Here is a 19,345-nt window from a genome sequence, read left to right as displayed (position 1 = left end):
GGCGGCCACGCGGGCGCCGATGATAGCGCGGCGCCTGGCGCCGGCTGCCGCCCGTGGAGTGCCCGAGAGGCTGGGCGAAGCACGCGATTGTGCGATAAACGCACCGCTAATCGATATTCGCACTTGAATGGTGCAGTGCGATAAAACTAGCGTTGCTGCTGTCCCGGCACCTGGCAGCGCGCGACGCGTGCCCGCTGGCGGCCGCGGCGCCGCCCGCCGCCGGTGCGGTCCCGATTCTGTTGGAGATGGTGCATGTCCTGTGCGTTTTCCCGCGGCCTGGCCCTGCTCGCGGCCCTGCTTCCCGGTGCCGTGTGCGCCTACCAGGCCGAGCCGCCGCCGCCGGAGCGCAGCGTGCTCACCGTGGACCGCTACGCCGACGACGACGCCCCGGGCTCCCTGCGCTGGGCGATCACCACCGCCAACCAGGCCCCCGGCCGCTACCGCATCGAGATCGCCGCGGTGGGCGCGCCGCCGTACGTGATCCGCCCGCGCGCACCGTTGCCGGCGCTGCAGGGGCCGCTGCAGGTGGTGGGCCTGGCGCGGGCGCACGACGGCCAGTACATCGCCATCGACGGTGCCGGCTACATCCACGGCAAGGGCACCGCCGCCTGCCCGGGCGCCGAGAAGGGCCAGTTCGGCACCAACGTGCGCAGCACCACGCTGCCGGGCCTGGTGCTGCGCGATACCCATGGCGTGGAACTGAGCGGCCTGGAGATCCGCAACTTCTGCATCGGCGTGCTGCTCAACCGCGCCAGCGACAATGTGCTGCGCGACAACCGCATCGTCGCCAACCACGGCGGGGCCGGGGTGATGCTGACCGGCGACGACGGCAACGGCCAGTCCACCGCCACCACCACGGTGCGCAACCGCATCGAGCGCAACACCTTCCTCGACAACGGCGACGGCCTGGAACTGACCCGCGGCGCGGCCTGGAACCTGGTGGCCGACAACCTGTTCCGCTCCACCGATGCCAACCCCGAGCCCTCGCAGGGCATCGAGATCCTGTGGGGCAACGACAACACCGTGCTGCGCAACCGCTTCGAGCGCTATTCCGACGGGTTGCAGATCAACTGGGGCAACCGCAACACCATCGCCGACAACGACTTCGCCGGCAATTCGATCGGGGTCAGCGTCACCGGCCGCGACAATCTGATCGAGGGCAACCGCCTGACCGGCAACGGCATCGGCATCGCGGTGCGCCCGCAGCCGCGCAGCGAGCCCAACCGGTTCAGCGCCAACCTGCTGTCCGGCAACGGCCTGAAGATCGAACGCTGCTTCGCCGGCGGTGCCTGCGCCCCGGGCCAGCCGCGCGGCGCCATCGTGTTCGGCGTGCCGGGCCTGGAGCATGCGCCCTTCGTCGGTTCGCGCGGCATCGGCGTCGATCCGGACCCGCGCAAGCGCGCGACGATCTGCGGCGCTACGGCGGCGGACGGTTGCCAGCCTGCGCCGAACTTCGGCCAGGCCGCCCCGCAGTTGCGCGCGATCGAACGCGGGGCCGGCGTGCCGCAGGTGCAGGGCAGCTTCGTCGGCCGCCCCGGTCATCTCTACACGGTGGAGCTGTTCGGCAATCGCCGGCCCGGCGACGACGAGGCCGAACGCTATCTGGGCCGCGTCGAGGCGCAAGTGGATGCACAGGGACAGGGCCGCTTTGTGCTGCCGCTGGACGGCGACGGCGCGGCGTTGGCCACGCTCACCGTCACCGTCACCAGCGACGATGGCGCGACCTCGCCGCTGAGCGCGCCGCTGGCGATGGCGCCGTGAGCCGCCTACCGTCGCTACCGGCCTGGTCGCTGCTGGCTGCGGTCATCGCCTTCGACCCGGCGGTCGCCGCCGCGCAGGACGCCGCCGACCTGGCGCACAGCACCTTGACCGGCGACTGGGACGGCACGCGCAGCGACTGGCTGCAGCGCGGCGTCAACGTGCGCGGCGACTACGTCGGCGAAGCCATGGGCCTGGTCGACGGCGGCCGCGGCGAGCGCGGTGCGCGCTATGCGCAGCAGGTGCGGCTGGGCGTGGACCTGGACCTGGCGAAACTGGCCGGCTGGGGCGGCGGCACGCTGCACGTGACCGTCAACGACCGCCGCGGCCGCAGCACCTCGGCCGACCTGCTCGGCAACCGCTTCCCGATCCAGGAAGCCTACGGCGGCCAGTTCACCCGGCTGACCGAACTGAGCTACGACCGCCGCTTCAACGACGGGCGCAGCTACATCAAGGCCGGCTTCTACGCGATGGGCAACCAGTTTGGCGCGCACACGCTGCTGACCAACTTCGTCAACGCCGCGTTCTGCGCGCATCCGCTGGCGATGTCCGGCAACAGCGGCTGGTACAACTATCCGAACGCACGCTGGGGCGCGGAAGTGGCGCAGCAACTGACGCCGGCGGCGAACCTGCGGGTCGGCTGGTTCCAGGTCAACCCCAGCACCAACAACAACGTGCATACCGCGTTCGACCTGGACGCGCGGGGCACCACCGGCTCGCTGTTCCCCGTCGAACTCACCTGGATGCCCGGCGCCAGCGGCGCCTATCCGGGCACCTACAAGTTTGGCGGCTACTACGACTCCTCGCGGGTGCCCCGCAAGGGCCTGGACCCGCGCGCCACCACCGGCCGCGACGGCGCCTACCTGCTGGTGGAGCAGAAGCTGTACTCGCCCGGCGGCGAGCGCGGCCGCGGCCTCACCGGCTTCGCCCAGTACATGGTGTCCGACCATGCCACCGCGCAGATCACCCGCTGGTACGCCGTGGGCGGCGTCTACCAGGGCATCGGCCGGCGCAGCCAGGACCGCATCGCGCTGGGCTACGTCGGCGCCGACATCAACCATCGCCTGCTCGACGCGCGCCGCGCGGCGCTGCTCGATGCCGGCGTGCCGCCGGAGGCGCCGGTGTTCGCGCTCGATACCGCCGAGGAACTCTACGAACTGTCCTACAGCGCGCAGCTGACGCCGTGGCTGATGCTGCGGCCGGACGTGCAGTACATCGTCAACCCCGGCACCTTCGCCTATGCGCGCACCGACAACGCGCTGGCGGTGGGGCTGCAGGTCAAGCTCACCTTCTGAGCGCGCGCTGCGCGCCTCCTGCCCAGGCCGATCCCGATGCCCTTGTTCCCACGACGACTGACCTTCCTGTGCTGCGCCGGCCTGCTGCTGGCATCGCCGCTGCAGGCCGCACCTGCGGCGCCTCCGGCAGCGGCGCCCGCCGCGCCGTCCGCGGGCGCGCCGCTGCCGCCGCCGCGCGTGCTGCAGATCCGCGGACTCGACATCGGTGCCGGCCTGCCCAAGATCATCGTGCCGATCACCGCGCACGACGCCGAGCAGGCGCTGGCGCAGGCGCAGCGCATCGCCGCCTCGCCCGATGCGGACCTGGCCGAGTGGCGCATCGACCTGATGGACGGGGCTACCGACGCGGCCGCGCTGGCGGCATTGGGGCCGCGCCTGGCGCATGCACTGCACGGCAAGCCGCTGCTGCTGACCTTCCGCACCAAGGCCGAGGGCGGCGCGGTGGCGATCGACGATGCCGCCTACGGCGCGTTGTACGCGCGCCTGCTGGACGCGCGCTTCGCCGACCTGCTCGACGTGGAAATGTTCCGCGACCCGGCGGTGCTGCGGCAGGTGGTCGAGCGCGCACACCGGCAGGGCGTGTACGTGGTGATGTCCAGCCACGACTTCCACGCCACCCCGCCGGTGGCGGAGCTCGTGGCGCGGCTGCAGCGGCAGCAGGCGCTGGGCGCTGACGTGCTGAAGATCGCGGTGATGCCGCGAGATCCGGGCGACGTGCTGCACCTGCTCGACGCCACCTGGCAGATGCGCCAGCGCAGCGGCCAGCCGCTGCTGACCATGTCGATGGGGCCGCTGGGCGCGGTGTCGCGGCTGTCCGGCGAGACCTTCGGGCAGAGCCTGACCTTCGGCATGCTCGGCAGCGCCTCGGCGCCCGGGCAGATCGACGCGGCGCGGTTGCGGCAGACGCTCGATGCGCTGCATGCCGCCGCGCCGCCCAAGTAATCCCGCGACGCTGCCGTCCTCGTTCGCCGTTCCTGCAGGAGTGTTGCCATGAGCCATGCCGCCGCCCCGCCCACAGCCCTCGTCCTGAATCGCATGAGCGGGTTCCAGTGGACGGCGATCGCGGTCTGCGTGCTGTTGAACATGCTCGACGGGTTCGACGTGATGGTGATGGCCTTCATCGCCCCGCACGTGTCGGAGGCCTGGCGTTTGTCCGGCAAGCTGCTGGGGATCGCGCTCAGCGCCGGGCTGGTAGGCATGGCGCTGGGCTCGCTGCTGCTGGCGCCGCTGGCCGACCGCTGGGGCCGGCGCAACATGATCCTGTGCTGCCTGGTGATCCTGACCGTCGGCATGGCCGCCTCGGCACTGGCGCAGGACATCTGGCAACTTGCGGCGCTGCGCGTGTTCACCGGCATCGGCATCGGCGGCATGCTCGCCGGCGTCGGCGTGATCACTGCCGAATACGCCAGCCCGAAGTGGCGCAGCACCGCAGTGGCCCTGCAGGCCACCGGCTATCCCATCGGCGCCACGCTGGGCGGGTTGATCGCCGCGATGCTGCTGGAACGCTGGGGCTGGCATGCGGCCTTCCTGTTCGGCGCACTCGCCTCGCTGCTGTGCATCCCGGTGGTGCTTGCGCTGCTGCCCGAATCGCTGGACTTCCTGCTCAGCCGGCGCCCGCCGGATGCGCTGGCGCGGCTCAACGCGCTGCTGGCGCGCATGCGTGCACCGACCCTGGATGCGCTGCCGCCGCGCCCGCCGGTGCAGGAGAAGGCGGGCTACGCGGCGCTGTTCACCCCGCACCTGCGCCGCAACAGCGTGCTGATCGCGCTGGGCTTCTTCATGCACATGTTCGCCTTCTATTTCGTGCTGAGCTGGACGCCGAAACTGCTGGTGCAGGCCGGGCTGTCGGCCGAGCAGGGCGTCACCGGCGGGGTGCTGTTGAACCTGGGCGGCATCGTCGGCGGCGCCTTGTTCGGCGGCCTGGCCGCACGTTTTCTGCTGCCACGGCTGACCGCCGTCAGCTTCCTGATCGCCGCACTGGGAATGGCGGCGTTCGCCACGCTCGGCACGCAGTTGCAGCTGGCCTTCCCCGTGGCCTTCGTGATCGGTGCGGCGCTGTTCGGCTCGATGGCCGGCCTGTATGCGGTGGCGCCGATCGTGTTCGCGCCCACCGTGCGCACCACCGGCCTGGGCTGGGCGATCGGCATCGGCCGCGTCGGCGCGATCCTTTCGCCGATGACCGTCGGCGTGCTGGTCGACGCCGGCTGGCAGCCGGCCAATCTGTACTACGTGCTGGCGTTGCCGCTGCTGGTGGCCATTGCCGCGGTGCTGACGATGCGGCTGCAGCCGGCACGGTGAGGGCGGGGCGGCGCGGGCGCGGCTCCATTCCAGTCTTCGAGAGCAACGCGCTTTGCGGCGCGGCCTGGCCTGCGTCACCGATCGGCGCCGTGTCCGGCGCCATACCCCATGTGTCGGCCAACCTGCGGCGCCTCGGTCGAGGCGCTGTGAGGTCTCACGAACGCGGGTCCATCCATTGCCACCGCACGCAGGTGGCAATGGCGTGCCGTTTTCCTACTTGGCGTTCGGCAAGGCGTAGGCGATCACGTAGTCGCCGCGGTCCGGCGATTGCCGCGCGCCGCCGGCGGTGATCACGATGTACTGCTTGCCGGTCTTGGTCGACACGTAGGTCATCGGCCCGCCCTGGCTGCCCACCGGCAGCCGTGCCTTCCACAGTTCCTTGCCGGTGCCGCTGTCGAACGCACGCAGGTAGTAGTCCTGGGTGCCGGCGATGAACACCAGGCCGCTCTGCGTGGCCAGGGTGCCGCCCAGGGTCGGCATGCCGACCGGGATCGGCAGGTGCATCTTGAAGCCGAGCGGGCCGGTGTCCTGCACGGTGCCCACCGGGACCTGCCAGGCGATGCTGCGTGTCTTCAGGTCGATCGCGCTGAGCGTGCCGAACGGCGGCACCTGGCAGGGGATGCCCAGTGCCGACAGGAAGCGGTTCTTGTTGACCGCGTATGGCGTGCCCTTCAGCGGCACCGCGCCCATGCCGGTGTTGACCGCCTCGCCGCCGCTGGAGGCGGCGGCCTTCTCGGCCTTCTGCGGAATCATCTGCACCCACAGGCCCAGGCGCATGTCGTTGGCGAACACCACGTCGTGCACCGGGTCGACCGACAGCCCGCCCCAGTTCATGCCGCCCAGCGAGCCGGGGAAGCTCAGCGACACATCGGTACCGGGCGCGGTGTACAGGCCCTCGTAGCGCATCTTCTTGAAGGCGATGCGGCACAGCATCTGGTCCAGCAGGGTGGCGCCCCACATGTCCGCTTCGCTCAGGTGTTTGGTGCCGATCTGCGGCATGCCCACCGATAGCGGCTGGGTCAGCGCATACGGTTCGTGCGGGATGTCGGCGGCCTTCACCGGCACCTCGCGGACCTCGGTCAGCGGTTTGCCGGTGGCGCGGTCGAGCACGTACAGCTGGCCGGCCTTGGTGCCGATGATCAGCGCCGGCACCTTGCGGCCGTCGGCCATCGGGAAGTCGATCAGGCTCGGCTGCATCGGCAGGTCGAAGTCCCACAGATCGTTGTGCACGGTCTGGTAGACCCACTTGACCTGGCCGGTGCTGGCGTCCAGCGCGGTGATCGAGGCGCCGAAGCGGTGGTCCAGCGCGCTGCGCTCGGCACCGTACAGGTCGGTGGACGGGCTGCCCATCGGCAGGAACACCGTGTTGGAGGCGGCGTCGTAGGACATCGGCGCCCACACGTTCGGCGTGCTGCGCACGTAGGTCTTGCCCGGCGCCGGCGGCTGCGTGTCCTGCGGGTTGCCCGGGTCGAAGGCCCAGCGCTGTGCGCCGGTGATCACGTCGAAGCCGCGGATCACGCCGCCGGGCATGTCGGCCTGCACGTTGTCGGCGACGCGGCCGCCCACCACCACCGTGGTCCCGGCCACGGTCGGCGCCGAGGTCAACTGGTAGAACGGATCGGGTGCGGCGCCGAGGCCGGCCTTCAGGTCGACCTGGCCGTTCTGGCCGAAGCCGCTGCAGAACGCGCCGGTGTCCGCGTCCAGCGCGATCAGCCGCGCGTCGATGGTGTTGGTCAGCACGCGGCGCCGGCAGTTGGCGCCGGCCGGCAGCGCCGCTGCCGCCACCCGCGAGGCGTTGGCGGCGCTGGGCTGGACCAGCGGCGCATCGGCATCGAAGTAGGCCAGGCCGCGGCAGCGCTGCCAGACCGAGGACTGCGCGTTGATCTCGTGCTTCCACAGCTGCCGGCCGCTGCTGGCGTCCAGCGCGATGACGTTGTTGTGCGGGGTGCACACGTACAGCGTCTCGCCGATCTGCAGTGGGGTAGTCTGGTCTTCGGCGCCGTTGCCGTCGCTGAGGGCGATGTCGCCGGTGCGGTAGGTCCAGGCCACCTGCAGCTGGCCGACATTGCCGCGGCCGATCTGGTCCAGCGCGGCGAAGCGGCTGCCGCCAGCGGTGTTGCCGTAGTGGCTCCAGTCGCGCTGCGCCTGCGCCGGGGTCACCGGCACCGGTGCCGGGCCGGGGCCGCTGGCGACCACCGGCGGATGCGGCACGAACATCCCGGCCAGGCCGCCGGCGCAGGCCAGCGCCAGCACCGCCGCCAGCGCATAGGCGCCGCGTCCGCCGGGCAGGCCGCGGGCGCGGCGCAGGGTCGGGTAGACCAAGGCGACCAGCAGCGCCAGTACCGCCGGCATCATCAGCCGCGACACCAGCGGCCAGAACGCCAGGCCCGCATCCCAGTACGCCCAGGCCACGCTCAGCACGAACGCCAGCGCGTACAGCCAGGCGCCGGCCGGGCGCCGCCGCAGCACCAGCAGCGCCGAGGCCACGCAGGCCGCGCCCATCGCCAGGAAATAGAGGCTGCCGCCGAGGGTGGCCAGGCGGATGCCGCCGACCAGCAGCGCCAGTCCGATCAGCGCCAGCAGCAGGCCGACGCTCCACAGCAATATCCGGCCGCCGGCCGACACATCCGATTGGGTTTGCACGTTTTCGATCCTCTGCAGCAGGGTAGGCGCGTGGCGCCCGCTGCCGGTCACGACGGCAGCGCGGGCGGGCGTGCGCACGATGGCATGCCGCGGCGGGAAACGACGTCGGCAAGATGGGCGATTATCGCATTTGTGTTCGGTAATAGAACGAATGGCGCCGTCCGCCGGTGCGACGCGGTGTGCCGGTTTCCGACGTTTCTCCGACCTTGGTGAAGCCCGTACAACGCACTGTTACAGACATGGTGCGATGCGACACATCCGTGGAGTAGCGTTGCGCGTTTCTTCCCAGCCGCACTCCCCATGTCCGACCGTTTCCTGGCGCCTCGTCGTCCCGTTCGCTGTGCCGTATTGCTGGCCGTTGCCGTGGCCGGAGGCTGCTCCGGCGACAAGCCGGCGGCCGCGCCGCCGCCGCGGGTGGGGGTGCTGACCCTGGGCGCGCGCACGCTGCCGGTGGAGCGCACCCTGGCCGGCCGCACCGTGGCCTACGAGACCGCCGACGTGCGCCCGCAGGTCGGCGGGCTGCTGCGTCAGCGCCTGTTCCAGGAGGGCCAGGAGGTCAAGGCCGGGCAGGCGCTGTACGTGATCGATCCGGCGCCGTACCAGGCCGCCTACGACATCGCCCGCGGCAACCTGGTGCAGGCCGAGGCGGCGCTGGCCAGTGCGCGGCCCAAGGCCGAGCGCACCCGCAGCCTCACTGACATGGACGCGGCCAGCAAGCAGGACGCCGACGACGCGGTGTCCGCGCTGCGCCAGGACGAGGCGGCGGTGGTCGCGGCCAAGGCGGCGTTGCAGGCGGCGCGCATCAACCTCGACTACACCCGCATCACCGCGCCGATCTCCGGCACCATCGGCACCTCCGCCTACACCGTCGGCGCGCTGCTCACCGCTGCGCAGGACGCGGCGCTGACCACCATCCAGCGGCTGGACCCGATCTACCTGGACGTCACCCAGTCCAGCACGCAGATGCTGGCGCTGCGCCGCCAGCTCGACGCCGGGCAGATCCATGCCATCGACGGCAAGGCGCAGGTGCAGGTGCGGCTGGAGGACGGCAGTACCTACCCGCATGCCGGCACGCTGGAGTTCGTCGGCACCCAGGTCAATGCCGGTACCGGCAACGTCACCCTGCGTGCGGTGGTGCCCAATCCCGAACACCTGCTGCTGCCGGGCATGTACCTGCGCGCGGTGCTGCCGATGGCCACCGACCAGGGCGCGGTGCTAGTGCCGCAGCAGGCGGTGACCCGCGACAGCAAGGGCGAGCCGGTGGTGAAGCTGCTGGATGCGCACGACAAGGTGGTGGAGCGGCACATCCGCACCGGCGAGGCCATCGGCCACGACTGGCTGGTGGAGTCCGGGCTCAAGCCGGGCGAGCGCCTGATCGTGGTCAACGGCAGCCGCGCCGAACTCGGCAAGCCGGCGCAGCCGTATCCGCTCACCGCCGCCCAGCTCGATGCCGCGCCGGCACTGCCGGGCGACGACGCCCAGGCCGACTGAGGACTCCCGCATGTCGCGCTTCTTCGTCAACCACCCGGTGGTGGCCTGGGTCATGGCCATCGTCATCGTGCTGATCGGCATACTGGCCATCCATGGGCTGCCGGTCGAACGCTATCCGCACATGGCGCCGCCCACCATCACCGTGCGCGCCACCTACACCGGCGCCTCGGCGCAGACGGTGGAGAACACCGTCACCCAGCTGATCGAGCAGTCGCAGCAGAGCCTGGACCACCTGCTGTACATGACCTCCACCAGCGCCTCCGACGGCACCGCGCAGGTCAACCTGGTGTTCGAGACCGGCACCAACGCCGACACCGCGCAGGTGCAGGTGCAGAACCAGTTGCAGTCGGTGATGTCGGTGTTGCCGCAGGCGGTGCAGCAGAACGGCCTGGTCATCACCAAGTCCAGCGGCTCGCTGTTCGAGGTGGTGGCGTTCACCTCCGACGACGGCAGCATGGACAACTTCGATGTCGCCAACTACATGGAATCGAACATCGACGACCAGATCAGCCGCGTCAGCGGCGTCGGCAACATCCAGCCGATGGGCTCGGAATACGCCATGCGCATCTGGCTGGACCCGGAGAAGCTGCGCAAGTACGCGCTGATGCCCTCGGACGTGGAGAACGCGCTGCAGTCGCAGAACACCGACGTGTCCGCCGGCGAGATCGGCGGCCAGCCGGCGCTGCGCGGGCAGCGCCTGGACGCCACCGTGACCACCCGCAGCCGCCTGCAGACCCCGGCGCAGTTCGGCGCGATCGTGCTCAAGAGCGATGCCAGCGGCGCCGCCGTGCACCTGTCGGACGTGGCCAGGATCGGCCTGGGCCCGGAGACCTACGACAGCATCACCCGCTTCAACGGCAAGCCCTCGGCCTCGCTGGGCATCGAGCTCAACTCCGACGCCAACGCGGTGGAGACTTCCAAGGCCATCGACCAGCGCCTGCAGGAACTCAAGCAGTACTGGCCGCACGGCTTCAACTACCACATCGCCTTCAGCACCACGCCGTTCGTCACCACCTCGATCAAGGAAGTGGTCATCACCCTGATCGAAGCGGTGCTGCTGGTCGTGGCGGTGATGTACCTGTTCCTGCAGAACTGGCGCGCCACGCTGATCCCGACCATCGCCGTGCCGGTGGTGCTGATGGGTACCTTCGGCGTGCTCGCCGCATTCGGCTACTCGATCAACACCCTGACCATGTTCGCGATGGTGCTGGCGATCGGCCTGCTGGTCGACGACGCCATCGTGGTGGTGGAGAACGTGGAGCGGGTGATGGGCCAGGAAGGCCTGCCGCCGAAGGAGGCCACGCTGCGCTCGATGCAGCAGATCGGCGGCGCCCTGGTCGGCATCGTGCTGGTGCTGACCGCGGTGTTCGTGCCGATGGCGTTCTTCAACGGCGTCACCGGCGTGATCTATCGGCAGTTCTCGATCACCATCGCCGCCTCGATGATCCTGTCGGTGCTGGTGGCGATGACCCTGACTCCGGCGCTGTGCGTGACCATCCTCAAGCCGCTGCACCAGGGCGAGGCGCCGATCGGCTCGCATGGCCGCCTGGGCTGGTTCTTCATCTGGTTCAACACCCGCTTCCGGCACCTGTCCGAGCGCTACCGCACGCTGGTCGAGCGGGTGCTGGGCAAGCGCGCGCTGGGCCTGCTCGCCTATGCGCTGCTGATCGCGGTCACCGGCCTGCTGCTGTGGCGCCTGCCCGGTGCGTTCCTGCCCGACGAGGACGAGGGCATGCTCAACGTGCTGGTCAAGCTGCCGGCCGGCTCCACCCTGGAGCAGACCCTGGCGGTGACCGACCGGCTGACCAAGGCCGCGCTGAAGGATCCGGGCGTGCGCTCGGTGCTGTCCTCGGCCGGCTTCAGCGTCACCGGCGCCGGCCAGAACGTCGGCATGGCCTTCGTGCGGCTGAAGGACTGGGACGATCGCGACGACGATGCCGCGACCATCGCCGACCATCTGAACAAGGCGCTGGCCGACGTGCCCGACGCGGAACTGTTCGTGACCTCGCCGCCGGCGATCACCGGCCTCGGCGACGCCTCCGGCTTCACCTTCGAACTGATGGACTACGAAGGCGCCGGCCATGCCGCCCTGGTCGCCGCGCGCGACAAGCTGCTGCGGCTGGCCCAGCACGATCCCAAGCTGATGAACGTGCGCTACGCCAGCCTGGAGGACGCGCCGGTGTACGCGGTCAAGATCGACGATGCCAAGGCGCAGGCGCTGGGCGTGGACCCGGGCGACATCAACGCCACGCTCAACAGCGCGCTCGGCGGCGACTTCGTCAACAACTTCATCTACAAGGGCCGCATCAAGAAGGTCTACGTGCAGGGCGACGCCGACGCACGCATGGCGCCGCAGGACCTGGACCGCTGGACGGTGCGCAACGGCGGCGGCGACATGGTGCCGATGTCGGCGTTCACCCGCTCGCACTGGACCAGCGCACCGGCCGCGCTGGAACGCTACAACGGCGTGTCGGCGATGGAGCTGACCGGCCAGGCGGTGCCCGGGGTCAGCTCCGGCGCGGCGATGGACGCGATGGCCGAACTCAGCAAGCAGTTGCCGCACGGCTTCGGCTACGCGTGGTCGGACATGGCCTACCAGGAAAAGCTGTCGGCCAACCAGGCGCCGGCGCTGTACGCGATCTCGCTGCTGTTCGTGTTCCTGTGCCTGGTGGCGCTGTACGAGAGCTGGTCGATTCCGTTCGCGGTGATGCTGGCGGTGCCGGTGGGCGTGTTCGGCGCGGTGCTGCTGATGACCCTGCGCGGCCTGGAGAACGACGTGTACTTCCAGGTCGGCCTGCTGACCACGGTGGGACTGGCGGCGAAGAACGGCATCCTCATCGTCGAGTTCGCGCGCGACCTCGAACACCGCGGCGAAAGCCTGCTCGCCGCCACCCTGCACGCGGTGCAGATGCGCCTGCGGCCGATCCTGATGACCTCGCTGGCGTTCCTGCTCGGCGTGCTGCCGCTGGTGTTCAGCAAGGGCGCCGGCTCGGCCGCGCGCCACTCGCTGGGCACCGGCGTCACCGGCGGCACCCTGGCCTCGATCACCCTGGGCCTGTTCTTCGTGCCGCTGTTCTACGTGATCGTGCGCCGGATGTTCCCCGGACCGGCGGTCGCCCACCCGGAGACGCAGGCATGAGCGCGTTGACCCGCATGAGCGTGGCGGTGGCCACGCTGTTGGCCCTGTCCGGCTGCACACTGGCGCCCACCTACGTACGCCCGGCGGCACCCGTGCCGGCCGACCTGGCCGCGGTCGACGTGGCGCCCGCCGCCGGCGCCGCCACCGACACGCTGGCGATGCCGGACTGGCAGCAGGTGTTCCTGGATCCGCGGCTGCGCCAGACCATCGCGCTGGCCTTGCAGAACAACCGCGACCTGCGCGTGGCGGTGCTGTCCATCGACAAGGCGCGCGCGCAGTACCGCCTCCAGCGCGCCGCGCAGTTGCCCTCGTTCGACGCCAACGCCAGCATGAGCCGCGGCCGCAGCAGCGCCGCCAGCAACGACGACGGCGTCTCCCAGGTCAGCACCAGCGACACCCTGCAGGTCGGGCTCAGCAGCTGGCAGCTGGATCTGTTCGGGCAACTGCGCAGTCTCAAGCAGGAAGCCCTGCAGAACTGGCTGTCCAGTGCGGAAAACCAGCGCAACGTGCGCCTGACCCTGGTCGCCCAGGTCGCCGCGGCGTGGCTGACCGTGGGCGCGGACCAGGCGCAACTGGCGCTGGCGCAGCAGACCCTGGACAGCCAGGCGCAGACTCTGCAACTGACCGAGCGCCGCCACAGCATCGGCAGCGCGTCCGGGCTGGACCTGGCGCAGCAGCAGACCAGCGTGGAGTCGGCGCGCGTCGCCGTCGCCAGCGCCGCCACCCAGCTGGCGCAGGCGCGCGATGCGCTGCAACTGCTGGTCGGCGCGCCGGTGGAGGCGGCGCTGCTGCCGACCGCGCAGGCGATGCAGGGCAGCGTGGCGCTGGCGCCGCTGCCGGCGCACCTGTCCTCGGCGGTATTGCTGCAGCGCCCGGACGTGCTCGCCGCCGAGCACACCTTGCAGGCGGCCAACGCCGACATCGGCGCCGCACGCGCGGCGTTCTTCCCGTCGCTGAGCCTGACCGCCTCGACCGGGCGCAGCAGCGATGCGCTGTCCACGCTGTTCTCCGCCGGCAGCCGCACCTGGTCGTTCGTGCCCAGCATCACCGCGCCGATCTTCCACGCCGGTGCGCTGAAGGCCTCGCTGGACGCCTCCAAGCTCGGCAAGGACATCGCCGTGGCGCAGTACGAGAAGGCGATCCAGTCGGCCTTCGCCGAAGTGGCCGACGCCCTGGCCACGCGCGACCATCTGCAGGCGCAGCTGACCGCGCAGCAGGCCCTGGTCGACGCCAGCCAGCGCAGCTACACCCTGGCCGACGCGCGCTACCGCGCTGGCCTGGACGGCCACTTGCCGGTGCTGGATGCGCAGCGCTCGCTGTTCGCCGCGCAGCAGGCGCTGATCGCACTGCGCCTGCAGGACGCCAGCAACCGCGTCACCCTGTACCAGGTGCTCGGCGGCGGCGCCGACGCCCAGGCCCAGGCCCAGGTCGCTGCCTCGCCCTGAGCCGGAACCGAGGCAGCGCGAGGCCGGGCCTGGGCTGGCCTGAGGCGAGTTTGAGGCCAGCCTGAGGCTGGCACGAGCGTGCAGAAGCGTCGCCACGCACGACGCTCTTCTGTGGGAGGGACTTCAGTCCCGACGCAGGACAGTTGGACGCCGTCCAACCGTCGACCAAGGCGAGGCCCTATGCGACATCCCCGTGGCAACCAAAACGGCAGCCGCCGTACTGCCGTCTTCATGACGGAACCTGACCGTGCGCAAGCATGCGACGCCCTGTTTCCCAGTGCGGGAGGCGCTTCCTGTGGGAGGGACTTCAGTCCCGACGCGACGGCAGTCGAACGCCTATCCAGCCATCCAACCAGGCAACGCCTCGCGCGTGCCCGCGCCGCACGCAACACGACAGCCCTGTGCCACCGTCTCGATAGCTGAACGCGGCGGTACACCTCGGCGGCCGTCGTAGACAAATGCCGGGCGCCGCCGCGCCGCCCAATCGTTCGTCGCACAGGCCGCAAGCCGCTCCGTACGTATCTTTGGCGCGTTGGCGACACCGTCGATGCCGCACCGGCACGCCGGGCACCACGCCAGCCTTGGGCCATAATCGCGGCGACTCACTCCAGGTACGCCGCACCCGATGAAGATCCCCCCGAGCCTGCAGCCGCTGATCGACGATGGCGTCATCGACGGCGTGCTGCGCCCGCTCAAGAGCGGCAAGGAGGCTGCGGTCTACGTAGTCCAGGCCGGCGACGACGTGCTCTGCGCCAAGGTCTACAAGGACATGGCGCAGCGCAGCTTCCAGGCCCGCGTGCAGTACCAGGAAGGGCGCAAGGTGCGCGGCAGCCGCCAGGCGCGGGCGATCGGCAAGGCCAGCAAGTTCGGCCGCCGCGAGCAGGAAGCCGCGTGGAAGGACACCGAGGCCAACACCCTGTACCAGCTGGTGGACGCCGGCGTGCACGTGCCGCAGCCGCGCGGCTACTTCCACGGCGTGCTGCTGATGGACCTGGTCACCGATGCCGACGGGCAGAGCGCGCCACGCCTGGGCGAGGTGGAACTGGAACCGGAGCAGGCGCGCGCCTTCCACACGCAGCTGGTCGGCGACGTGGTGAAGATGCTGTGCCTGGGCCTGGTCCATGGCGACCTGTCCGAATACAACGTGCTGGTCGCCGCCGACGGCCCGGTGGTGATCGACTTCCCGCAGGTGGTCAGCGCCGCCGGCAACAACGCCGCCCGCAGCATGCTGCTGCGCGACGTGCACAACCTGCGCGACTGCCTGGGCCGCTTCGCGCCCGAGCTCAACGCCACCCACTACGGCGAGGAGATGTGGGCGCTGTACGAGAAGGGCACGTTGCGCCCGGACAGCGTGCTCACCGGCCGCTTCACCTTCGACACCCGTCGCGCCGACGTGCGCGCGGTGCGCGCCTCGATCGAGGACGCGCGGCAGGAAGCCATCATCCGCCAGCAGGGCCGCGAAGCCGCCGCGCAGGACGACTGAGCCGCGTTCCGGCACGCGGCGCGCAAGTCCATGCTGCGCCGCAATGTGGCGGCACCGCGTGCGCGCCCGTCGCCAGCGCGTGCTCCAAGCTGCGCAATGCCTTGCCGCGCCTGCATTGCACGCGCATCCGCGCCATGACGATCGGCCGCCTGCCGCTGACCCGTCGGCTACCGCGCATCGGCGTTCCGGTTCGCTTATTTGCGGAAATGGTTATCGAGAATAACAATCCGCCCGACGCCGCTTGCGCAGCCGCCCCGGGAGGGCCACCCATGTATTTCGATCCAGACGTCGTGCGTTTCTTCGCCCAGGCCCAGCAGTCCGGGCAGCCGCCGATGGAGGAACTGCCCTTGCCCCAGGCGCGGGCGATGATGCGCGGCGTCGCCGCGCAATTCGGTTTCCCACACGTGGAGATGGCCGAGGTCCGCGACCTGCAGGCGCCGGGTCCGGCCGCGCCGATTCCGCTGCGCCTGTACCGCCCGCACGGCCTCGACGCTAGCCCGGCGCCGACCTGCCTCTACGCGCACGGCGGCGGTGGCGTGGTCGGCGACCTCGACTCGCACGACGACGTGTGCCGACAACTGGCCGCACGCGCCGGCTGCCAGGTGCTGGCGGTGGACTACCGGCTGGCGCCCGAACATCCTGCGCCGGCTGGCATCGAGGACGTGATCGCGGTGGTGCACTGGCTGGCCGCACACCCGGCCGAGGTCGGTGCCGATCCGCAGCGCCTGGCCGTGGCCGGCGACAGCATGGGCGGCGCCCTGGCGGCGAGCGCCGCACTGGCCGCGCGCGATGCCGGCATCGCCCTGCGCTGCCAGATCTTGATCTATCCGCTGACCGACGTACGCCCGGACAATCCCTTTCCCTCGCGCGTGCACAACGCCGGCATCCCGCCGCTGACCGAAGCGGCGATGCGCTACTTCGACCGCCAGCTGCTGCCGGACCCGTCGCTGGCATCGGACTGGCGCATCTCCCCGGTGGTGGCGCCGGACGTGGCCGGCGTCGCCCCGGCGCTGGTGGTGCTCGCCGACCGCGACGCGCTGCACGACGAAGGCCTGCACTACGCGCAGCGCCTGCGCGAGGCGGGTGTGGAAACCCTGGTGCGCGTCCACCCCGGCATGATCCACGGCTTCATCAACATGGGCAGGGTGATGCGCGTGGCCGGCGAAACCCTGGACCTGGCCGCGCTGCTGCTGCGCCAGCGGCTGCTGCCGGTGGCCACGCAGGAGTGAGTGCAACCGCAGTGGGTACCCCCTCCCGGCAATCGCCACCGGCGCTGGCACGCGCTGCTTCGTCTGGAACCATGTGCCAGTCGCGCGGATGCGTCGGCTTCCGTAGTCAAAGCCCCTCTCCCCCCGGGAGAGGGGTTGGGGTGAGGGTCCGGGAGCGCAGCGCCGCCTCCGGACCTTAGTGCACCATCCGTACCCTCATCCGCCCCTTCGGGGCACCTTCTCCGGAGGGGAGAAGGGAAAAACAAAGGAGCGGCTTCAGCCGCGACGGGGCATTGCCGACACGCCCAGGTCGCGGCTGAAGCCGCTCCTGCGTGGGGGTGCTGCGCGCGATGCGCGTTCGCGACCGATCACGCCACCCGGCTGCGCCGCGCCCGCTCCAGGTGCACCAGCAGCAGCGAGATCGCCGCCGGGGTCATGCCGGGGATGCGCTGCGCCTGGCCCACGGTCTGCGGGCGCACGCGCTCGAGCTTCTGCTGCACTTCGGCCGACAGGCCGCGCACCTGCGCGTAGTCGAACGCGGCCGGGATCGGGGTGTCCTCGTGGCGCTGCTGGCGGGCGATCTCGTCGCGCTGGCGGTCCAGGTAGCCGGCGTACTTGATGCCGATCTCCACCTGTTCGGCCACCTGCGCGTCGGCTACGCCCGGGCCCAGCGACGGCACCCGCATCAGTGCGGCGTAGTCCAGCTCCGGGCGCTTGATCAGGTCCAGCACGGTGGTCTCGCGGCTCACCGCCACGCCCAGCGTCGCCGCGACCTCGCGGCCCAGCGCGTTGCCCGGCGTCGCCCACAGCGCACGCAGGCGCTCGTTCTCGCGCGCCACCGCCTCCTGCTTGGCCTGGAACCGCGCCCAGCGCGTCTCGTCGACGATGCCCAGCTCGTGGCCGATGCCGGTCAGGCGCGCGTCGGCGTTGTCCTCGCGCAGCTGCAGCCGGTACTCGGCGCGGCTGGTGAACATGCGGTACGGCTCGCTGGTGCCATGGGTGATCAGGTCGTCGATCAGCACGCCGATGTAGGCCTGGTCGCGACGCGGCGACCACGGCTCCAGCCCGCGCACCTGGCGCGCGGCGTTGAGGCCGGCGATCAGGCCCTGCGCGGCGGCTTCCTCGTAGCCGGTGGTGCCGTTGATCTGGCCGGCGAAGAACAGCCCGGGCATGGCCTTGGTCTCCAGCGAGGCCTTGAGTCCGCGCGGGTCGAAGAAGTCGTACTCGATGGCGTAGCCGGGGCGGGTGATGTGCGCGCGCTCGAAGCCGCGGATCGAGCGGACCAGCTCCAGCTGCACGTCGAACGGCAGCGAGGTGGAGATGCCGTTGGGGTAGATCTCGACCACGTCCAGGCCTTCCGGCTCGACGAAGATCTGGTGGCTGGCCTTCTCGGCGAAGCGCACCACCTTGTCCTCGATCGAGGGGCAGTAGCGCGGGCCGATGCCCTCGATCTGGCCGGTGTACAGCGGCGAGCGGTCCAGCGCGCCGCGGATGATGGCGTGGGTGCGCTCGGTGGTGTGGGTGATCCAGCACGAGACCTGGCGCGGATGCTGCGCCACCTCGCCCAGGAACGACATCACCGGCAGCGGATCGTCGCCGGGCTGTTCCTCCATCGCCGCATAGTCCAGACTGCGCCCGTCGATGCGCGGCGGGGTGCCGGTCTTGAGCCGGTCCACGCCGAAGCGGCCGTCGCGCAGCGCCTGCGCCAGCGCGGTGGCCGGCGGATCGCCGGCGCGGCCGCCGGCGTACTGGGTCTGGCCGATGTGGATCTTGCCGGCCAGGAAGGTGCCGGCGGTCAGCACCACCGCCGCGGCCTCGAAGCGCAGCCCGGTCTGGGTCAGCACGCCGCGCACGCGCTCGCCGTCCATCACCAGGTCGTCCACCGCGGCCTGGAACACGGTCAGGTTCGGCTGCGCCTCGACCAGGCGCCGGATCGCGCTGCGGTACAGGCTGCGGTCGGCCTGGCAGCGGGTCGCGCGCACCGCCGGGCCCTTGGAGGCATTGAGGGTCCGCCACTGGATGCCGGCCAGATCCGCGGCGTGGGCCATCGCCCCGCCCAGCGCGTCGATCTCCTTGACCAGGTGGCCCTTGCCGATGCCACCGATCGCCGGGTTGCAGCTCATCGCCCCCACCGTCTCCACGTTGTGGGTCAGCAGCAGGGTGCGCGCGCCGGCACGCGCGGACGCCAGCGCCGCCTCGGTGCCGGCATGGCCGCCGCCGATCACGATCACGTCATGGCGGTAGAAGGAATCGCTCATCGGGGTCTCGTCGGCCGGCGCGGGGCCGGCGGCAGGGGGCGACACGGGACGTCGCCCAGGGTGTGAACAGGAATTTTAGCGGTTGCATCACAAATTGCAGATCCGGGCCTCAAGTTGGCACGCAATCTGCAGATATTCCCACTGCACCCAACGTGGCAATGCGTCAGGGGCGTATGACTGGAATTGGAACAGGGGCCAGTCACGCGCACGTTGGGGGAGCTGGGGGCCGGTAGTCGGGGGACTACCGGCCCTTTTTTATGCCCGTTTTTCGCCGGTCGCCGGCGCCACCCCAGCAATGGCAAGGCCCCAACGCGAAAAGCCCCGGCG

The 19,345-nt window shown here is 70.8% G+C and carries 11 protein-coding genes; 9 read left to right on the top strand and 2 right to left on the bottom strand.

Annotation, left to right across the window (positions count from 1 at the left end):
• The first annotated feature begins 252 nt into the window (after positions 1-252).
• From SLW55_RS14550 to SLW55_RS14535, 4 genes are read left to right on the top strand one after another with little or no spacing between them, the layout of a single operon-like run.
• A complete protein-coding gene (locus SLW55_RS14550) occupies positions 253-1,761 on the top strand; it encodes a right-handed parallel beta-helix repeat-containing protein (protein ID WP_320745338.1) in 1,509 nt (502 codons plus the stop codon).
• Positions 1,758-3,053, top strand: coding sequence for a carbohydrate porin (locus SLW55_RS14545; RefSeq protein WP_267103817.1), 1,296 nt, complete (start codon positions 1,758-1,760; stop codon positions 3,051-3,053). Before SLW55_RS14550 ends, SLW55_RS14545 begins: the two co-directional genes overlap by 4 nt.
• 36 nt (positions 3,054-3,089) lie before the next feature.
• A complete protein-coding gene (gene aroD, locus SLW55_RS14540; protein WP_295919638.1) occupies positions 3,090-3,995 on the top strand; it encodes a type I 3-dehydroquinate dehydratase in 906 nt (301 codons plus the stop codon).
• 48 nt (positions 3,996-4,043) lie between these two features.
• Positions 4,044-5,351 carry an MFS transporter gene (locus SLW55_RS14535; protein WP_267103929.1) on the top strand — a complete coding sequence of 436 codons (1,308 nt, stop codon included), beginning with the start codon at positions 4,044-4,046 and terminating at the stop codon, positions 5,349-5,351.
• A 213-nt stretch (positions 5,352-5,564) separates the two neighbouring features.
• On the opposite strand, the gene SLW55_RS14530 is transcribed toward SLW55_RS14535, so the two are convergent.
• Positions 5,565-7,994: a membrane-bound PQQ-dependent dehydrogenase, glucose/quinate/shikimate family gene (locus SLW55_RS14530; RefSeq protein WP_320745337.1), complete on the bottom strand. Its 2,430-nt coding sequence runs from the start codon at positions 7,992-7,994 to the stop codon at positions 5,565-5,567.
• 348 nt (positions 7,995-8,342) lie between these two features.
• On the opposite strand from SLW55_RS14530, the gene SLW55_RS14525 reads away from it, so the two are divergent.
• From SLW55_RS14525 to SLW55_RS14505, 5 genes are all read left to right on the top strand, one after another.
• Positions 8,343-9,485, top strand: coding sequence for an efflux RND transporter periplasmic adaptor subunit (locus SLW55_RS14525; RefSeq protein ID WP_284698700.1), 1,143 nt, complete (start codon positions 8,343-8,345; stop codon positions 9,483-9,485).
• A 10-nt stretch (positions 9,486-9,495) separates the two neighbouring features.
• Entirely contained in the window at positions 9,496-12,624 is a 3,129-nt protein-coding gene (locus SLW55_RS14520; protein ID WP_295922047.1) for an efflux RND transporter permease subunit, read from the top strand.
• A complete protein-coding gene (locus SLW55_RS14515; protein WP_267085559.1) occupies positions 12,621-14,069 on the top strand; it encodes an efflux transporter outer membrane subunit in 1,449 nt (482 codons plus the stop codon). Before SLW55_RS14520 ends, SLW55_RS14515 begins: the two co-directional genes overlap by 4 nt.
• Before the next feature lie 625 nt (positions 14,070-14,694).
• Entirely contained in the window at positions 14,695-15,552 is an 858-nt protein-coding gene (locus tag SLW55_RS14510) for a PA4780 family RIO1-like protein kinase (protein WP_043094294.1), read from the top strand.
• 269 nt (positions 15,553-15,821) lie between these two features.
• Positions 15,822-16,781: an alpha/beta hydrolase gene (locus SLW55_RS14505; RefSeq protein ID WP_152235887.1), complete on the top strand. Its 960-nt coding sequence runs from the start codon at positions 15,822-15,824 to the stop codon at positions 16,779-16,781.
• Between the two features lie 347 nt (positions 16,782-17,128).
• On the opposite strand, the gene mnmG is transcribed toward SLW55_RS14505, so the two are convergent.
• A complete protein-coding gene (gene mnmG / locus SLW55_RS14500) occupies positions 17,129-19,018 on the bottom strand; it encodes a tRNA uridine-5-carboxymethylaminomethyl(34) synthesis enzyme MnmG (RefSeq protein ID WP_267085562.1) in 1,890 nt (629 codons plus the stop codon).
• Positions 19,019-19,345 lie beyond the last annotated feature (327 nt).

This window comes from Xanthomonas sp. LF06-19 (genome assembly GCF_034105425.1).
Taxonomy (GTDB): Bacteria; Pseudomonadota; Gammaproteobacteria; order Xanthomonadales; family Xanthomonadaceae; genus Xanthomonas_A; species Xanthomonas_A sontii.
This window is presented reverse-complemented; position numbering and strand designations above follow the sequence as displayed.

Coding starts and splice junctions, on each gene's coding strand:
- SLW55_RS14550 (WP_320745338.1), top strand. CDS start 253: ATGTCCTGTGCGTTTTCCCGCGGCCTGGCCCTGCTCGCGGCCCTGCTT.
- aroD (WP_295919638.1), top strand. CDS start 3,090: ATGCCCTTGTTCCCACGACGACTGACCTTCCTGTGCTGCGCCGGCCTG.
- SLW55_RS14535 (WP_267103929.1), top strand. CDS start 4,044: ATGAGCCATGCCGCCGCCCCGCCCACAGCCCTCGTCCTGAATCGCATG.
- SLW55_RS14520 (WP_295922047.1), top strand. CDS start 9,496: ATGTCGCGCTTCTTCGTCAACCACCCGGTGGTGGCCTGGGTCATGGCC.
- SLW55_RS14515 (WP_267085559.1), top strand. CDS start 12,621: ATGAGCGCGTTGACCCGCATGAGCGTGGCGGTGGCCACGCTGTTGGCC.
- SLW55_RS14510 (WP_043094294.1), top strand. CDS start 14,695: ATGAAGATCCCCCCGAGCCTGCAGCCGCTGATCGACGATGGCGTCATC.
- SLW55_RS14505 (WP_152235887.1), top strand. CDS start 15,822: ATGTATTTCGATCCAGACGTCGTGCGTTTCTTCGCCCAGGCCCAGCAG.
- mnmG (WP_267085562.1), bottom strand. CDS start 19,018: ATGAGCGATTCCTTCTACCGCCATGACGTGATCGTGATCGGCGGCGGC.